A 17696-nucleotide genomic window follows, 5' to 3' on the forward strand; every position below is an offset into this window, starting at 1 on the left:
TTGAATTTTGTGTTTAATCAAAGCGTTAGTCGTCGTCGCTCACTTTGCAATCGAAGCCGGGCAGGTCGAGTTGGATAGTGATATGCGAGATGCCGAACTCTTCGGTGAGGATGTGGCGGGCTTGGTTCAGTACGGCGGGACCGTCGGCCGCGTCGTTGAGTACAAGGTGACCGCTAAGCAGCGGCATGTCGGAGGACAAAGACCAGATATGCAGGTCGTGAACGTTTTGCACGCCCGGAATTTCGGAAAGTTCTTCGCGGATCTGGTCGGCATCGTAACCGGCGGGCGTGCCTTCCATCAGAATATGCACGGAGTCGCGCGTAATGCGGTAAGCGCTGAGCAGAACCAAGGCGGCTACGATGACACTGGCGATCGGGTCGGCCAGATCCCAACCGAAGGCCATAATGAGAATCGCCGCGACGATCGCGCCGACCGATCCCAGCAGGTCTCCGATGACGTGCAGGAAAGCGCTTCGGATATTGAGGTTTCCAGACGTATCGCCCCGCATCAGAAGGTAGGCCGCTACGATGTTGACGAGCAAACCGATAACGGCAATCGTCAGCATGCCTGTGCTCATCACGCTCGGCGGATCGGAGAAACGTCGGAATGCTTCGTAGAAGATGTACAATGAGATACCCAGCAGTGCCAGACCGTTCAGGAAAGCAGTCAGGACCTCAAAGCGTTTATATCCGTAAGTCTTCGCGCTGCTTGCCCGGCGTTCCCCCCAGATCATCGCCAATAAACTGAGCCCAAGCGCTGCGGCATCGCTTAGCATATGCCCGGCATCGGACAACAGCGCCAGGCTGTTGGTGACAAGGCCGCCGATGACTTCGACGATCATATAAGACGCGATTAGGAAAAACGATAATTTAAGTGCTTTTTTGTTCGCGTTATGCGTATGGGAGTGACCTCCCGGCCCGTGAGAATGACCGTGGCCGCCGTGATCGTGATCGCTGCGGCGACTGCCCGAACCGCCTGCATGATGATTAGCGCGGGAATCATGATTGCGCGGGTGATGATCGTGTTCATGGCTGTCACGAAGCTGATGCTCACTTGAACCACGTTTTGCGAATGATCGTTTTTTATCCGGGATCTGACTCATGCGACTCGCCCTCTTTTCGACAACATATGAGCGATTGCTCATATGTTAACTATAGACCTCTTTTTTATATTTTGCAAGTCGCCTGCGTTACTTCTCAAAAAAACACTCCGCCGAAGCGAAGCGTTCTAGGTATGCTTTTGAATGCACGATTCTTTCGGAAAGTTCGAGCAAGACGCACGTTTAATTTCCAGCTTCTTTAGGCTTGGAATCCTTCAATGAAACAATCCGATTAAATACCGGTTCGCCTGAATGCCCTATATCCGGATCAAGTGCGTAATAGCCGTGACGAATAAATTGGAATCGATCGCCTATAGCTGCATTCTTCACACTGGATTCTACCCGCGCATGAGTGATTTTCACCAAGGAATCCGGATCGACGAGCAATGTCCAGTCATTGCCGGATTCGGTCAATCGGGTATCCGGCTTCAACAATGGACCATAGTGCCGGATTTCCGCTTGCATGGAATGTTTCACCGAAACCCAATGAAGAGTCGCTTTAACTTTTCGGGCACTGAAGCCGCTTCCGCTCCGTGTCTCCGGGTCATAGGTACCGTGCAGCTCCAGGATCTCTCCAGTTACGGGATCTTTGACGACCTTCGTACAGGTGACAAAATACGCGCCTTTTAATCGAACCTCTTTGCCCGGAGCGAGACGATGAAATCCTTTTTCAGGCTCTTCCCTAAAATCTTCCCGTTCCAGATACAACTCGCGACTGAACGGAACGCGTCTTTTGCCCATTGATTCGTTCTCCGCGTTGTTTTCGATATCCAGCCATTCCGTCTCCCCTTCGGGATAATTGGCAATGACGAATTTGACAGGATCAAGCACGCTCATGACCGTCCTGGCTTTAGGTTTTAAATCTTGTCGCACGGCGTGATCCAACAAAGCGATATCGACCGTGCTGGATGTTCGAATCATTCCGACATCCCCGATGAATCGGCGAATGCTCTCGGGCGTAACCCCTTTTCGGCGCAAACCCATGAGCGTGGGCAAACGAGGATCATCCCAACCGGAAACGAACCCGCCTTCCACAAGCTCTCTCAAATAACGCTTGCTGGTCACGACTCCGGTAATATTCAGACGGCCGAATTCTCTTTGTTTAGGGGCTTCCGGGATGTCCAATTCATTCATCACCCACTCATACAGCGGGCGGTGATCTTTAAACTCGATCGAGCATAGCGAATGCGTGATGCCTTCAACGGCGTCTTGGATCGGATGCGCGAAGTCGTACATCGGGTAAATGCACCAAGCGTCTCCTGTCCGGTAATGCGGAGCGTGAATAATACGGTAAAGGGCCGGATCGCGCAGCGTCGGATTGGGGGATTTCATATCGATCTTGGCGCGCAGTACTTTGGCTCCCGCCTCGTATTCCCCCGCTCGCATGCGACGGAACAAATCCAGATTTTCTTCGACGGACCGTTCCCTGTAAGGACTGTCGATACCGGGCTCGGTCAGCGTCCCCCGATACGTCGCCATCTCGGCCGGATTCAAATCGCACACATAAGCTTTTCCCTTTCGGATCAAGCGAACGGCCGACTCGTAGATCCGCTGCGCATAATCGGAGCCGAAAAACACTTCCGGTTCAAGACCCAGCCAGCGGATATCCACTTCGATCGCCCGAACGTATTTCATGTCTTCTTTTAGCGGATTGGTATCGTCGAAGCGCAGGTTGAACTTTCCTCCGAAACGCTCCGCCATTCCCGCATTGGTTAAAACGGCAAACGCGCTCCCGATATGCAGATAGCCGTTCGGCTCAGGCGGGAAACGGGTCGCAATCGGACGCGCATAGGTTCCGGCATCCAGGTCGCTTTGAATCATTTTGCCGAGAAAATGGTCTGTATTCATAAAAGTCTCCTCCTCCATCGAGTCTCCGAATTTGCGCAAACTAAAAATCCCGCCTCCAAGACTTGTCGTCTCGGAGGCGGGATTGAATTCGCGGTGCCACTCCGGGTTCGCCGCCGCCTCGCGGCAAACGGCCTCGTCAGGTACGTCGTGACTGCGCCCTAAAGCATTCGCACGGTTATACCCTGGCTCTATAACAGGAGCACCTGTCGCTTCATCCTTCCGGGTCGGAATTCCGAAGCGCTGCGGACGATCCCTGAACCCTGTTCGGCTCATCAGATGTCGGATAGGGCTTGGTTCGGGTCGACTTTTAACATCCCTTCTCAGCTTGCCGGGATTCTCTGTAGTCAATCAGGCAACCGTACTCTTCCTATCACTCGCGTTTTGGATTTGGAAATCTATTGTTATTCATATACGCTAAGCGTGAACAGATTTTATCATACGTATGGTAAAATGACAATGCGAACCTTTCCCGCAGCATATTCGTTCAAAGAAACTTTGACGGGGCTTCGACTCGGCATTGACAAGCGGCCTGCCGACCCGGTATGATTTGCGGTAAGTCCGGAGAGCCGGACGCCCGCGGAAGAGTCCGCAGCAACACCGAGCCGATTTACCCCTATTACCAGCAGAGCCTGAGCAGAGACAAGAGCAGAGACAAGTTGAGCGGAGCCGAGTCCCCATTTTCAAACCCATATCCATCACTTTCTTTCTCTTTGCTCTCCACCCTTGCCTGAATCGAAGGAGGAGAAAAAGTGAAATTTCAACCCACTCTTAGTCCGCAGCAAACCACTTACGTAACCCGGGGGAACCTGGAAATCACGCGCACCCTGACCCCTCTTGACCCGTCGGAGGCGGTATCTCCTATTCTTGAGCGAATTGACAGCCATCGCGGCGCCCTTTTCACCAGCGGCTATGAATTCCCGGGCCGTTATTCGAGATGGGACGTCGGATTTTTGAACCCGCCGATCGAGCTTCGCTCTTCGCGCGGTCTTTTCGAGATCCAATCGTTAAACGAACGCGGCGATCTGCTGCTTGATTTTTTGCATCGCCATCTGTCGGCCGATCCCGTATTCGATCTGTCCCGTGAAGGCGGACTGATCTCCGGCTCCATCCTGCATCAAGAAGACGAAGAGGAACTGCTGTCCGAGGAAGAACGTACCCGTCGCCCCTCGATCTTCACGCTGATTCGCAGCATCAAAAACGCGCTCGAAGCGCCCGAAGATTCGCAGCTTGGTCTGTACGGTGCGTTCGGTTATGATTTGGTGTTCCAGTTCGAGCCGATGCCGCTTAAACACGAGCGTACGCTTGAGCGGCCCGACGTTGTTCTTTACCTGCCGGACGAGATCGTGATGGTCGACCGCCAGATGGGGCAAGCGTACAAGCTGAGCTATGATTTTGCGCGGGAAGGCCGTTCGACCGCCGGATTGGATCGGGCGACGCCGGAGACAGCAACGGCGACGGCTTCCGCAAAGACTCCGCCGCAACTTCCGGAATATGTTCCGGGACGTTACGCTAGCCTGGTCGATACGGCCATCGAAGAGTTCAAAGTGGGCAATCTGTTCGAAGTCGTGCCGACGCAGACGTTATACGAACCGTGCCCGGAAGCGCCTTCCGCCGTGTTCCGCAGATTGTGCGAGATCAACCCGAGCCCGTACGGTTTCATCGTCAACCTGGGTACGGAGCATCTGGTCGGTTCGTCGCCTGAAATGTACGTGCGCGTCGAAAACAAACGGATGGAAACGTGTCCGATCTCCGGTACGATCAAACGCGGCGCTTCTCCGATCGAAGATGCCGAGCAAATCCGCAAACTGCTCAATTCGCACAAAGACGAAGCGGAGCTGAACATGTGCACCGACGTCGACCGCAACGATAAATCGCGCGTCTGCGAGCCTGGATCGGTCAACGTGATCGGACATCGGCAGATCGAAACGTATTCCCATCTGTTCCATACGGTCGATCATGTGGAAGGCACGCTGCGCGAAGGCTGCGATGCGCTGGACGCTTTCATGACGCACATGTGGGCGGTTACGGTCACCGGGGCTCCGAAAAAGGCGGCGATCCGCTGGATCGAAGATCATGAAGATTCTCCTCGCGACTGGTACGGCGGTGCCGTAGGCTTTTACAGCTTCGACGGCGGCTTGAATACGGGCTTGACGCTGCGCACGATTCGTATTCGCGGCGGCGTGGCCGAGATTCGGGTCGGCGCGACGCTGCTGTACGATTCGGTTCCGGCGGAAGAGGAAGAAGAAACGCTGACGAAAGGCGCGGCGCTGCTCAAAGCGGTTCGCGGCAATCGGACCGTCGGCGCGGCGGCACTGTCCGCATCGGAACAAGCGTTTAACAAACCCGGCGCGGGAAAAAGACTGCTGTTCGTCGATCATGAAGATTCCTTCGTGCATACGCTGGCGGGCTACTTCAAAGAAACAGGCGCCGAAGTTTTGGTTCTCCGTACTCCGGCCGCTTTACGCGTGCTGCGAAGCGGCGAAGCTTTTGACGGAATCGTTCTGTCCCCGGGACCGGGACGGCCGGACGATTTCCGGATGCGCGAGGTATTGGATCTGGCGCTTGAACGGGAAGTCCCGATGTTCGGCGTCTGCCTCGGTCTGCAAGGCATCGTCGAGTACTTCGGCGGCAGCTTGGGCATTCTGGGCGTGCCGCAGCACGGCAAGCCCGCCTATGTGACCGCTACGGCCGATTGCCCGTTGTTCGACGGCATCGACGGCGCGTTCAAAGTCGGCCGCTACCACTCCCTGCACGCCGATACCATGCCGGAATCGCTGGAAGTAACAGCTCGTTCGGAAGACGGCGTCGTCATGGGCATCCGTCACCGCGAACTGCCGATCTATGCGGTTCAGTTCCATCCGGAGTCGCTGCTGACCGCCGGAGGACGAATCGGTCATCAGATCATCGGTAACTTTATGCGGACGGCGAATTTGAGTCAGTCGGCGGTACGGTGAGTTGACGCCGGATTTGCTCCGCTTGTAATCGGTACGTTAAAATACGCCTTCTATCCAAGCTGCAACAAGGCTTGGATAAGGCGTATTTTGCTGTTCATGTCGATATGAAATGCTCTTAAGATCAATCTTGCTAAAAAGCAACAATAGGTCGAAATTCGTTTGCAGCGGCCACCATACCTTTTCGCAAAACGTCTTTTCGGCATGCAGCTGTCCTCGCTCCAGACGGTCTCGGCGTTCTCCGTTTCTGCGTGCAAGATGTGATTCCAAAAATAGGACATGAGCTTTTTCAAATAGTGCTGAATGATTCGTCGCGATTCCTCCTCAGATTTATAAAAAAACGTCCCGTCACATTCCTAGGAATGGACGGGACGTGCTTCGTCACCGAATCGCGATATGGTTGTAGGCGGGATATAATTTTAAGCTTTCGCCGGCTTTTTACCGCCCTTTATAGACGCGTTACCGTTCTTTTTCGCAGCTTGATTCCGATTGCCTGACGCTTTCGCGTTCTTGGCCGCACCCGGCGTTTTGGTCGTTTGGGCCGACGCGGTTTGCGACGATTCGGCATTCGGTTTACCGGGCTTGTCGTTTCCGTTATCCGGCTTGTCCGATTCTTCGATTACAGGAAGCTGTGCCTGCATAGCCGCGATCGAATCGGGATCGGACGGATACATTTTGCGGAACAACAGCGTCTGGAGCAGCAGGAACGATCCGCTCGCCATCCAGTACAGCGGCATGGCCGCCGGTGCGCTGAAGGAGAAGAACAGCATCATGATCGGCGAAATATAGCCCATGATCGCCATCTGCTTGCGCTGTTCGGATGTCATGCTGTATTGGGAGACTTTGGCCTGCACCAGATACAAAATCGCGACCAGAATCGCCATGATCCAGTCCGGCGATCCGAGCTTGAACCACCAGAACGAATGCGTCGACAGTTCCGGAGTCAGCCGAATCGCCGTATACAGCCCCGACAAGATCGGCAGTTGAATCAGGATAGGCAGGCAACCGATGTTGAGCGGATTAAACTTGTGCTTCTGGTAGATCGCCATCATTTCCTGCTGCATTTGTTTCTGCTGTTCGGGGTCTTTCTTATTCTCGTATTTCTTCTTCAGCGCGTCCATGTCCGGCTGCATCACGCTCATCTTGACTTTCATCTGCTGCTGCGAACGAGCTTGACGCATCATGAGCGGGAACAGAACCAAACGAACGATTAACGTAATCGAGATGATCCCGATGCCGTAACTGCCGCCGAACCATCCTGCCAGATGCTGAATCAGATACGAGATCGGGAATACGATATAGTGGTTGAAAAATCCCGGCGTCGAGCTGGTAATTTCGCCGCTCTGCATGCCGCATCCCGACAACAGCACCATCATCCCGATCAAGACCGTTACTGCTAAGAACTTACCTCTTGCCGAACCGAAAATGAATCCTTTTGACTGCGTATTTGCTTGTGCCATGTTGCTTTTCCTCCTCGTGAGTTCGAATAAACGTCATCGCACGAGGAAAAGCAATCGCCGCCGTCGTCATCGGGGGCTTCGCGGCGCCGGATCATCCGACTGAGCCTGGAAGGCGCGCTTGTACCGTGGGGCGCGGGAATGGGATTAAAATAGTTCCGATAATCGTAATTCCCGGCGATAAACCACGTAAAAGACAACCCGCCGTACAAAAACAACAGATAAAAATAACGCAAAATCAAGATTAAGCTGATCGAAAATAAATAAGGGAGCAAATCCTGGAGATCGAGCAAAGGATTCACCTCCTTTCACCGTTCAAATGTTTAAATCTTTAATTGTGAATAATATAACATATTCCCGTCCGCTTGTATATCTTCTCTCCGTCTTTTGCTTCAAGCTTCCGCCTTTAAGGTAAACAACGTGTAGAACGCCATTACATTACAGAACCGATCGTACACGTACGTTGGCCGCGTTTGAAAAGGTGCATGCGCTACAGTTCGGTCGGACCGGAAAGCAGGAAGACCCATGATGAGCTATCGAAAAAAACAACTGCTCGGCTTCGGCGTGATCCTTTTTTCCCTGATGATTCTGCTCATCGTTCTGGCCGCCATGCTGGACGGAGTTCGTCAGAACCTCTCTGAAATCATGGACGAACGCTATGATAAAGTCAGCCGCTCCGCCGCTTTCCGCAACAATTTCGCTTATCTCGACAGCGAAGTCGGTTATCTGATCAACGAAAACGATCCGCAGCAGATCTCCTCCCACCTCGCCCAGATCGATAGGCGCAGTCAGGCTGCGTACAACCATCTCTCGTATCTTCAGCTTCATATCGGCAAAGACGGAAACGGCAATATGCTCGGTTCTATCCAACAAGGCCTCGATCGGTACATGGACGTCGTCGAACGCATCGACGATGCGCTGAACCGCGGCGATTCCGAAGCGGCTTCAACCCTTTTCGTCGAGGAGGCGCAAGGAATCCGTACCAACCTGCTGCGCAATCTGGGCGAGTACACGATGATGCAGGAAGATCGGATGCAGACCGCGCAGCAGGAAGCGGATAATCGTTTCGGCCATATTTTGATGGTCAGTGCGGTTTCGGCTTTGGCAATCATCCTGATCGGAGTGATTTGCGCCTCATGGGTCATTCGAGGCACGGGACGGAGCCTGAGGCGGATCACGGATATGATGGACCGTTTCGATCCGGGAGCGGTCGAACGGATGTCGCGTTTGACGATCGATACGGATGACGAGATCGGCAATATCGCGAACGGTTACAATCATATGCTGGATGCTTTGGAAGACCACAACCGTCGAAGCAGAACGTTCAATCAACGGATCGAAGAGACCAACTGGCTGCAACTGAAACTCAATGAGCTGCTGCTGCTGTATCATCAAATGCCGGATCAGAAAGCGTTGGCGCAAAAATTCCTTTCGATCGTCGCTCCGGCCGTGCAAGCTTCGTCCGCGCTGTTTTATATCCGCGAAACGAAAGACGGAAAAACAAGCTTTTCGCGTATCGCCTCTTACGCGGACGGCGGTTCTCCGGACACGCAAAAACGCTTCCTGCCCGGCGAAGGTCTGATCGGCCAAGCCGCTATCGACCGGCGCGAAATTTTGATCGACCTGCCCGACGACCATGCCGCGACGCTTCGGGTGGGCAGCGGCGACTTCCGGCCGAAACAGCTCTGGATCATCCCCATCCAGGCGGACGACCATGTCGAAGCAATACTCGAACTGGCTTCGGTGCAACCTTTTTCTCCGCTGCACCATGAGCTGATCGAACAGCTCCGTTCGACGCTCGGCATCGCGCTGCAAAGCGTATCGGGACGGATCGAAGTCGAACGGCTGCTTCAAGAATCGCAATCGCTGACCGAAGAGCTTCGCCTTTCATCCCAGTACAAATCGGAATTTTTGGCCAATATGTCGCACGAACTTCGCACGCCGCTGAACAGTATTTTGATCTTGTCCCAGTTGATCGCGGAAAACCCCGAAGACGCGGATAGCGAAAACAAAAGTTACGCCGACATTATCCATCGCTCGGGCGAAGACCTGCTAAGTATCGTCAACGACGTGCTGGATCTGTCGAAAGTCGAAGCCGGCATGCTGGATATCAATCGAGAAGCTTTTTCGCTACGTGATTTCCCCGAACTGATCCATTACGGCTTCGATGCCCTCGCGCGTCAAAAAAATATCGAATTCGAAATCAAGGTTGCCGAAGATGTTCCCGCTTTTTTCCATACGGACGGAAAACGCATGCAACAAATCGTTAAAAACCTGCTTTCCAACGCGTTCAAATTTACTTCGTCGGGCAAAATATCCTGTACGCTTCATCCCGTTCGAATCAGCGACCTCCCCTGCGCCGCTCCCGGCGCCGAAGCCGCTATGTCCGCGATCGCCGTTACCGTTCAAGACACGGGAATCGGCATCGCGGAGGATAAGCGCGAAGTCATTTTCGAAGCGTTCCGTCAAGCCGACGGCAGTACGGAACGCATGTACGGAGGAACCGGACTGGGCTTGTCGATCTGTCGGGAGTTCGCTAGGCTGCTCGGCGGCTGCATGACGCTCGACAGCACGGAAGGCCAAGGTAGTTCCTTTACCTTGTATCTGCCCGAGCTGCCGGAAGAATCCGTTTGACTCGAACGCCTCACAACCGCTTTTGTACCCGTCAAGACGCTGCTCGATCGACATCGGGGTGTCTGAGCGACATTTAAACATTTGTTTTTCTTGCCCAAAACAAATAAAAGGACGACTCGCTCAGAGTCGTCCTTTTTCGGGCTTTTTTTAGCGGCCCATCTTGCGTTCGCCGTCGTACGTCGCCAGCACCCCGTAAAGTTCCGGTCTGCGGTCGCGGAACACGCCCCACTCGATCCGGTCGATCTCCAGTTGGTCGAGATCGAACTCGGCCGTCAAGATTTCTTCCTGGTCGCGGCTCGCTTCGGCAATCTTGTTGCCGCGAGGACCCGCGATGAAGGAAGAGCCGTAGAAGTTGATCGAAGAATCTTCGTCGCTTTCCGGGCCGATCCGGTTGGACGCGATAACCGGGATCAGGTTGGAACCCGCGTGGCCGATCATGCAGGCCTGCCAATGATCTTTCGAGTCGATCGAGCTGTCCTGCGGCTCCGAACCGATCGCGGTCGGGTACAGCAGAATCTCCGCGCCCATCAGCGCCATCGCGCGCGCGGCTTCCGGGTACCATTGGTCCCAGCAGATGCCGACGCCGACTTTGCCGTAACGGGTATTCCAGACTTTGAAGCCGGTGTCGCCCGGATTGAAGTAAAATTTCTCTTCATAACCCGGACCGTCCGGAATATGGCTTTTGCGATACGTGCCGAGGATTTCTCCGTCCGCATCGATCATCGCGAGCGCATTGTAGCGGGCATAGTTTTTCTTTTCGTAAAAGCTGATCGGCAGTACGACTTCAAGCTCTTTGGCAATCAGCTTGAAATGGTTAATCGCTTTGTTGCTTTCCAATTCTGTTGCGTACTGATAATATTCCGCTTTTTCCTTCTGGCAGAAGTAAGGCGTCTCGAACAGCTCTTGAAGCAGGATGACCTGCGCGCCTTCCGCCGCCGCTTTGCGCACGAGCGCTTCGGCTTTGCGGATGTTATCGTCGATGTCCCACGTGCAGCTCATTTGGGTTGCGGCTACTTTCACTTTTCTCATGAAAAAATTCCAGCTCCTCTCGATTGTTGCTCTCTGTTATCAAGGAAATCCGTTCAGGCAGGATTACCCGATTTTCCGATCTATGATTAACGTCCCGCCGGGATCTGCTGCGTCGTACAGTGTACATTGCCGCCTTCGCGAATAACGGCCATGCCGTCAACGGTGCGAATGCGAAGTTCCGGGAAGGTCTGCTGCAAGACTTCTTCCGCCAAGCGGTCGGTTTCCGCCGCCGCTCCGCCGAATACCGGCAGGATGATGCCTCCGTTGACGAAGTAGAAGTTCAGATAGCTTAACGTAAGCCGGCTGCCTTCGTACTCCAGGTACGGCGGCTGTTGAATTTTGATGATCTCCAGCTTGCGTCCTTTGGCATCCGTCGCTTCTTCCAGAATGCGCAGGTTTTCTTGAGTAATCGCGTAGTTCTCGTCCGACGGATCGTCGCAAACTTGAATGATGACTTTCCCCGGTGCCGCGAAACAAGCCGCATTATCGACATGACCGTCCGTCTCGTCTCCTGCCAGGCCGCGGTTCAACCAGATGATTTTTTCCACGTTGGTGAAGTTTTTGACATGCTCTTCGATTTCTTCGCGACTTAGCGAAGGATTGCGGTTCTCGTTCAGCAGGCATTCTTCCGTCGTCAGCATCGTGCCTTCGCCGTCGACGTGAATCGAACCGCCTTCAAGCACTAGCGGCGCGTCGAATTTACGCAGTCCCAGGTGTTCCAGCACGGCAGGCGCCACGGCATCGTCCAGATCCCATGGAGAATATTTGCCGCCCCAAGCATTGAAGCCCCAATTGACGCCGGCACGTTCGCCTTCTTCGTTCACGACGATTGTCGGACCGTTGTCGCGCAGCCAAGCATCGTTGTGCGGAATCGCCAGCAGCTCGATCGAATGACCGGCGAACACCGGATGCAGACGCTCGACGTCTTCCGGATTCACGACCAGGGTCACCGGTTCGAACTCGGCAATCGCTTTGACCAATTCGGCATATCCCCCGCACACTTCGTCGAAGTTGCCCGGGTATACCATCGAAGCCTGTACGGGCCAGGACAACATCGTCCGTTCATGCGGCGCCCATTCGGCAGGCATTGTATAATGAAGGTTTTTCGGATTCATGGTTTGTCGTCCCCCTACTTTAGGTTGAAAAAATCGTTGATTCGCGAACACCATCATACAATAAGTGCCGAACGCAAACAAGCCATTCCCGTAAAGAACAGGAACGACTTGCGTAAAGTTAATTGAGCGCAATACGACGAGTCGGCAGCACTAACAGCGTATACGACATAAGCGCCAACAGCTCCGCGATTCCGATTACCAGCCCCATCGGAAACGCGGTCTGTCCGCTTCCCAGTCCGACGAGCGGACTGGCCGCGGCTCCGAGCAGCAGCGGCATCAAACCGATCAAAGCCGAAGCGCTGCCCGCCGTATGCGGTTCCTGGCTTTGCATCGCAAGGGATGTCGTTGTCGAAGCAACCATACCGACACTTGCTACGACAAGGAAAAGAAGCGGAGCGATCGCCCATAATCCGCCGCCGAGCCAGGTGACGACCGTTAATGAAATGCCTGCACAGAACGCGATCAACAGACCGGTTAGCAGCAGTTTACTTTCTCCGGTCCGATGAACGAGCCGCCCCGTGATTTGCGAGAACAACACGATACCCAATCCATTGACGGCAAAGAACAGGCTGTAGCCTTGCGGCGAAACACCGAACAAGTCTTGAATCACGAACGGTGAGCCCGAAATGTAAGCGAACATTGCTGCCGTGACAAAGGCCTGGGACAACGCATAGCCGACAAAAGCGCGACTTTGCAGCAATTGTCCGAATGTGCCGAGCGTATCGCCCAGACCGCCGGAAGAACGTCGTTCGCGCTCCAACGTTTCCGGCAGTGCCATCACCACCGCGATCAGCATCAGAGCACCGATGGCACATAGCACCGAGAACACGCCGCGCCAAGATACGTAGTTCAGAATCGCGCCGCCGAAGATCGGAGCGAGAATCGGAGCCAGGCCGTTCACGAGCATCAGCATGGTGAAGAACTTCGTCAATTCGGTTCCGGCATACAAGTCCCGAACGACGGCGCGGGAAATGACGATCCCTGCCGCGCCCGCCGCTCCCTGAATCAATCGCAGCACGATCAGAATCCAGACGGACGGAGCGAAAGCACAGGCCAACGAAGCGAGCGTATAGAGAACCAGAGCGACAATCAATGGGCCGCGTCGGCCGCGAATATCGCTAAGCGGTCCGGCGATCAATTGTCCCAGCGCCAAGCCGAGCAAACAGGCGGTTAGGCTCAATTGAGCAAGAGACTGGGTCGTATCGAGATTCTGCGCAAGCTTAGGCAGCGCAGGCAGATACATGTCGATCGACAGCGGACCGAAGGCGGATAAAGCACCGAGGATCAAGATGAATTTCAGACGCTGGGCTCGGCCGACCGGCGTCTTGCCGGAGACGGTTGACATGAAAAATGCAGCTTCCTTTCTTTGGTCGGATTGTTTATCGGAAATCCTATTCGTATAGAAGCTTGGGGCGCTGAGGGATAAATTCGTTCAAGACGCTGTCTCACGCAAAAAACTTTCAGTTTTCCGCGTTCAAAGGCGTCTTTCACTGAATTTATCCCTCCGCTTAGCTTCCTTACAAGATAACCTTTTCAATAAACATTAATCTTTGAGTATCGATTATCGACCTTTGCCGCGTTTCCGTCAATGCTTGCCGAGTGATTGGGGTTCCTTTTTTAAGGTTTGGATTTTATTGGTTTTCTATTATGAATTTTTCATGTGATGATTTTAGATTTTAAAAGACGGTTCCAGTTTGGTGTTTGTTTTTCGGATGAGACGGTCAGGTTTCGGAACTCTTTGTCCAAGGCTTCGATTTCCGCGAAAGAACCGTCGATCAGTGTGGCTGCGGGGAGTCGGTGGTAGATGCTCAGAAGTGCAGGCAGGATATTTTTGCATCGACGAATGGCTTTGGCCTGGCCTGCCGGGACCATCGGGTAGCCTGCGGTTTCTAATCTGTCGAACCCTTCTCCCATCGCTGCGACGATTTGTTTGAGCAAGCGTTTGTCGCGCGCTACGGCTTTGAGGTCGCCGTTGTGGACGTACAAGGCAGCGTTGAGAGGGACGATCGGGATGATATGGTTTTTCAACCAGCCGTCGATGTCCGAATGAAGAGTGAGTTTGGCGTTGCTGTTCGCGAATGCTTCTTGCAGAAGCGGAAGGAATGCAGGTTCTCCGTGCAGTCCGCCTGCGATCAATTGTCCTTTGCCGAATCGAAGAGATACGACGGTACCGTCTTCCCGGCGTATGCCGCCTCCGACTTGGAACCCGAAAGCCAGATGTTTGTCGCTGTTCGCCAATGCTTTTAACTGTTTTTCCGTTGCGGCGATGTTCGGGTTATTGCCTACCATCATGATGTGCTCGCTGATATTGGCTGCAAGAACCGGAAGCACGGCTTCGATATCCGAGTATTTCATCACAATAAAGATGAGATCATAACGATCATTCGGTTCCAGCGTGCGTATCACGCGGGGATGATCGGTCGTCGTTTTGCGTTGAAAGTGATGCCGGATCACCAATCCCTTTTGTTCGAGCTGGTCGGCTCTTTTTCCTCGCGCCAAAAAGGCGACTTCATGTTGCTTCTGCATCAATAGCTGTCCAAGCACGCTGCCCAGTACCCCTGCTCCATAAATCAAAATTCTCATATTCTCTCTCCCTTTTCTGCAAAGACATTTATTATTGACAATTGTTGATTCCTGAACATCTGTTGAGTAATATAAACGTATCAAGACTTTAAACTCGCAGCAATGACCGATTAACTCGCCTTTGTTGCTTACTCAACACAAGAATATAATCTGTTTAGAAAAAAGGAGGGAAACCGATGGACCGACGCGTACGTAAAACGAGGGAGACTCTTTTTGACACGTTCATCGAGCTGCTTCGCGAGAAAGGATTCGAACGTATTACCATTCAGGAAATCGCCGATCGCGCCGATGTGAATCGCGGCACGGTTTATCTGCATTTTCAGGACAAATTCGATCTGCTGAACCAATGTATCGACAGTTATCTGCACGATTTGAACGAAAGCTGCCGTCCGGAAGTTCCGGAGGAACGCCCCGAAGCTTCCTTGCTGCGCACCTTCGAATATTTGGAGCAGAGCGCCGAACTTTATTCCCTGCTGGTTCGCAGCGAAGGAAATCCGGCTTTCCGTTCGCGTTTGTCCTCGATGCTCAAGCAAGGCGTGGGGACGCAATTCGACCGGTTCGTGCAGCATGATCGGATGAACAAAGAAATTGCTGTTCAGTTTCTTACGACTGCGATCGTCGGGCTGTTCGAGTGGTGGCTTGCGGAAGGAATGCCTTACTCTCCGGCCGAAATGGTCAGGCAGTTGATGATTTTGCTTGAGGCGCATGGTCTTCCGGGACCGGTTGCAGGGTCGGAGCGCGTCCTCCTTTCGCCATCCATACATTGACTTGCGCCTCGTTTGCTCATTTTGTATGCTTGAACATAAGAAGATCTTTAATTTAGTAGAGATTAAGCCAAGAATGGAGAAGTGAGAATGAACCAACCCAGGTCATGGTCAGGGCGATTCCGCAGATTGTTCCTGAACAACAAGTTTGTGCTGTTTTTATTCATCGCGCTGCTGGTCGGCGTCAACGTTCTCGTCTTTTCCAAAATATCGTTTATCTTTAACCCGCTCTGGGTGCTGATCAAAACGGTCGTTCTTCCGATCATTCTGACGGGCGTCGTTTATTATCTGCTGAACCCGATCGTCGATTTTATGGAAAAGAAAAAGGTCAAACGGGTGTATACCATTTCGGTCCTTTATCTGCTGATCATCGGAATCCTTGTGACGGTCATCACGCTGATCGTGCCGGTGATCCGGGAACAGCTGCTGGGGTTCTTCGAAAACTTCCCGGCGTACAGCCAAACGATCCAGACCGAATTCGAAAGATGGATCGGCAGCGATCTGGTCGCCCAATTCCAAGCCACGACCAATCTCAACACGCAGGAAATCGTGAGCACGATTTCCGAACGGGCGACGACCATCCTCAACCATACCTGGACCGGAATCGGCGGCCTGCTCGGCATCGTCAAAGAATTGGTGCTCGCGATCGTGACGCTTCCGTTCATCCTGTTCTACCTGCTCAAAGACGGACACAAGCTGCCGGGCTACATCTTGAGCTTTATTCCGACGAAGCTGCGTCCGGGCTCGCTGACCGTTCTGCAAGAAGCGAATCATCAAATCAGCTCTTATATTCGCGGCCAGGTCATCGTCAGCATGTGCATCGGCGTGCTGCTTTACATCGGCTACCGCATTATCGGACTCGAATATTCGCTGGTGCTCGCCATCGCCGCCGCATGTACCGCGATCGTTCCTTATCTGGGGCCCGCGATCGCGATTACCCCGGCGATTATCGTCGCAGCCGTCACCTCGCCGATCATGCTGCTCAAAATGATCGTCGTATGGACGGTCGTGCAATTGGTGGAAGGCAAATTCATTTCGCCGCAAATCATGGGCAAATCGCTTAAAGTGCATCCGATTACGATCATCTTCGTAATCCTGACGGCGGGCAATCTCTTCGGCGTCGTCGGCATCCTGCTGGCTGTTCCGGGTTACGCCGTATTGAAAGTACTGGCTACGCATATCTTCGATTGGTTCAAAATGCGTTCGCAATTGTATCTGTAATGTTGCCAAGCAAAAAGCCTCTGGCTCGCTTTACGCGAGTGCGGAGGCTTTTTTTATAGGATTGATCGTTTTTCATTTACCGATTACGTGCGTCCCGTCCAGTCCGCCGGCGCAATCTCATGCCAACGACGGCGAATCTCGTCATAACGCTCCGGATCGAGAGGTCCGGCTTCGAGCAGCTTCGCGTTCTGCTGCCATCGATCGGGCTTCGTGGTGCCGACGATCGCCGTATGCACGCCCGGCGTCGACAGCGTAAAACGCAGCGCCGTGCCTACGGAGTCCGGTTCGGATTGGAAACCGTACTGGAGTTCGCGCAGGCGTTTCCAATATGCGTACGCATAATCGTCGGGATCTACCGTATCGAACAACCAAGCTGCATTGGCGATCGGGCGCTTCACGGTCACGCCCATATCCCGTTTGATTGCTTCCGGCAGCACCAGATCGATGACCTCTTGATCCGCTACGTTCAGTGAAGTCTCCAAGCTGTCGAACGCATCCGTTTTTACCGCGTACAGCGCATCCGTCGTATCGCCGCTGTACCCGATGAAGCGAGTCTTTCCTTCTTGCTTGGCGCGCTGCAGGACCTCGATCACCTCACCCTTGCGCAGCACCTCTTCCGAGCAGCTATGCAAATGAATCATGTCGACATGGTCCACTTTAAGTCTTTTCAAGCTGCGATCGATCGTGGCGGCAAGAACAACCGGGTCCCAGTCCGAACCGTCGATTCGCGAGGCATGTCCGCACTTGGTAAATAGATAGAAGTCGTCGCGACGGTGCGAGATGGCATTCCCGATCAGCTCCTCGCTGTCTCCGTAGCACTCGGCCGTATCGATGATGTTGAGTCCTGCATCGATGGCGCCGCCCAGCAGCTTATCCACATCGGCCTGCGAAACTCCGCTTCCGATCTCCGACGCCCCGAAGCCAAGCACGCTCACATCCATTCCGGTCTTGCCGTACGTTCTTTTTTCCATGTTGCATCCTCCTCTTCGCGGCGT

The 17696-nt window shown here is 53.6% G+C and carries 12 protein-coding genes; 4 read left to right on the plus strand and 8 right to left on the minus strand.

Annotated features, from left to right (window positions below; genetic code table 11):
- Positions 1-25: 25 nt before the first annotated feature.
- Both HRQ63_RS03235 and HRQ63_RS03240 read right to left on the minus strand, forming a co-directional pair.
- Positions 26-1093 (minus strand): cation diffusion facilitator family transporter, encoded by a 1068-nt coding sequence (locus HRQ63_RS03235; protein WP_371873196.1) that lies wholly within the window; start codon positions 1091-1093, stop codon positions 26-28.
- Positions 1094-1282: 189 nt separating this feature from the next.
- Complete coding sequence (locus HRQ63_RS03240) at positions 1283-2947, minus strand: glutamine--tRNA ligase/YqeY domain fusion protein (RefSeq protein ID WP_229714050.1); 1665 nt, start codon at positions 2945-2947, stop codon at positions 1283-1285.
- 749 nt (positions 2948-3696) lie between these two features.
- On the opposite strand from HRQ63_RS03240, the gene HRQ63_RS03245 reads away from it, so the two are divergent.
- Positions 3697-5901: an anthranilate synthase component I gene (locus tag HRQ63_RS03245; protein WP_172239023.1), complete on the plus strand. Its 2205-nt coding sequence runs from the start codon at positions 3697-3699 to the stop codon at positions 5899-5901.
- Between the two features lie 416 nt (positions 5902-6317).
- Here the strand turns inward: HRQ63_RS03245 and yidC are convergent, their stop codons facing one another.
- Positions 6318-7358, minus strand: coding sequence for a membrane protein insertase YidC (yidC, locus tag HRQ63_RS03250; RefSeq protein WP_172239026.1), 1041 nt, complete (start codon positions 7356-7358; stop codon positions 6318-6320).
- A 522-nt stretch (positions 7359-7880) separates the two neighbouring features.
- On the opposite strand from yidC, the gene HRQ63_RS03255 reads away from it, so the two are divergent.
- Entirely contained in the window at positions 7881-9989 is a 2109-nt protein-coding gene (locus HRQ63_RS03255; protein ID WP_172239029.1) for a sensor histidine kinase, read from the plus strand.
- 147 nt (positions 9990-10136) lie between these two features.
- Here the strand turns inward: HRQ63_RS03255 and aguB are convergent, their stop codons facing one another.
- From aguB to HRQ63_RS03275, 4 genes are all read right to left on the minus strand, one after another.
- A complete protein-coding gene (aguB, locus tag HRQ63_RS03260) occupies positions 10137-11018 on the minus strand; it encodes an N-carbamoylputrescine amidase (protein WP_172239032.1) in 882 nt (293 codons plus the stop codon).
- Between the two features lie 86 nt (positions 11019-11104).
- Complete coding sequence (locus HRQ63_RS03265; protein WP_172239035.1) at positions 11105-12133, minus strand: agmatine deiminase family protein; 1029 nt, start codon at positions 12131-12133, stop codon at positions 11105-11107.
- 118 nt (positions 12134-12251) lie between these two features.
- Complete coding sequence (locus HRQ63_RS03270) at positions 12252-13478, minus strand: Bcr/CflA family multidrug efflux MFS transporter (protein WP_172239038.1); 1227 nt, start codon at positions 13476-13478, stop codon at positions 12252-12254.
- 311 nt (positions 13479-13789) lie between these two features.
- Entirely contained in the window at positions 13790-14716 is a 927-nt protein-coding gene (locus tag HRQ63_RS03275; RefSeq protein ID WP_172239041.1) for a ketopantoate reductase family protein, read from the minus strand.
- Between the two features lie 176 nt (positions 14717-14892).
- Here HRQ63_RS03275 and HRQ63_RS03280 point away from each other — a divergent pair, with 176 nt between their 5' ends.
- Both HRQ63_RS03280 and HRQ63_RS03285 read left to right on the plus strand, forming a co-directional pair.
- Positions 14893-15483 carry a TetR/AcrR family transcriptional regulator gene (locus HRQ63_RS03280; protein WP_172239043.1) on the plus strand — a complete coding sequence of 197 codons (591 nt, stop codon included), beginning with the start codon at positions 14893-14895 and terminating at the stop codon, positions 15481-15483.
- 87 nt (positions 15484-15570) lie between these two features.
- Complete coding sequence (locus tag HRQ63_RS03285; protein ID WP_172239046.1) at positions 15571-16701, plus strand: AI-2E family transporter; 1131 nt, start codon at positions 15571-15573, stop codon at positions 16699-16701.
- Positions 16702-16784: 83 nt separating this feature from the next.
- Here HRQ63_RS03285 and HRQ63_RS03290 read toward each other — a convergent pair whose 3' ends face one another.
- Positions 16785-17672, minus strand: coding sequence for an aldo/keto reductase (locus tag HRQ63_RS03290; RefSeq protein WP_172239049.1), 888 nt, complete (start codon positions 17670-17672; stop codon positions 16785-16787).
- Positions 17673-17696: the final 24 nt, after the last annotated feature.

This window comes from Saccharibacillus endophyticus (assembly GCF_013185185.1).
GTDB lineage: Bacteria > Bacillota > Bacilli > Paenibacillales > Paenibacillaceae > Saccharibacillus > Saccharibacillus endophyticus.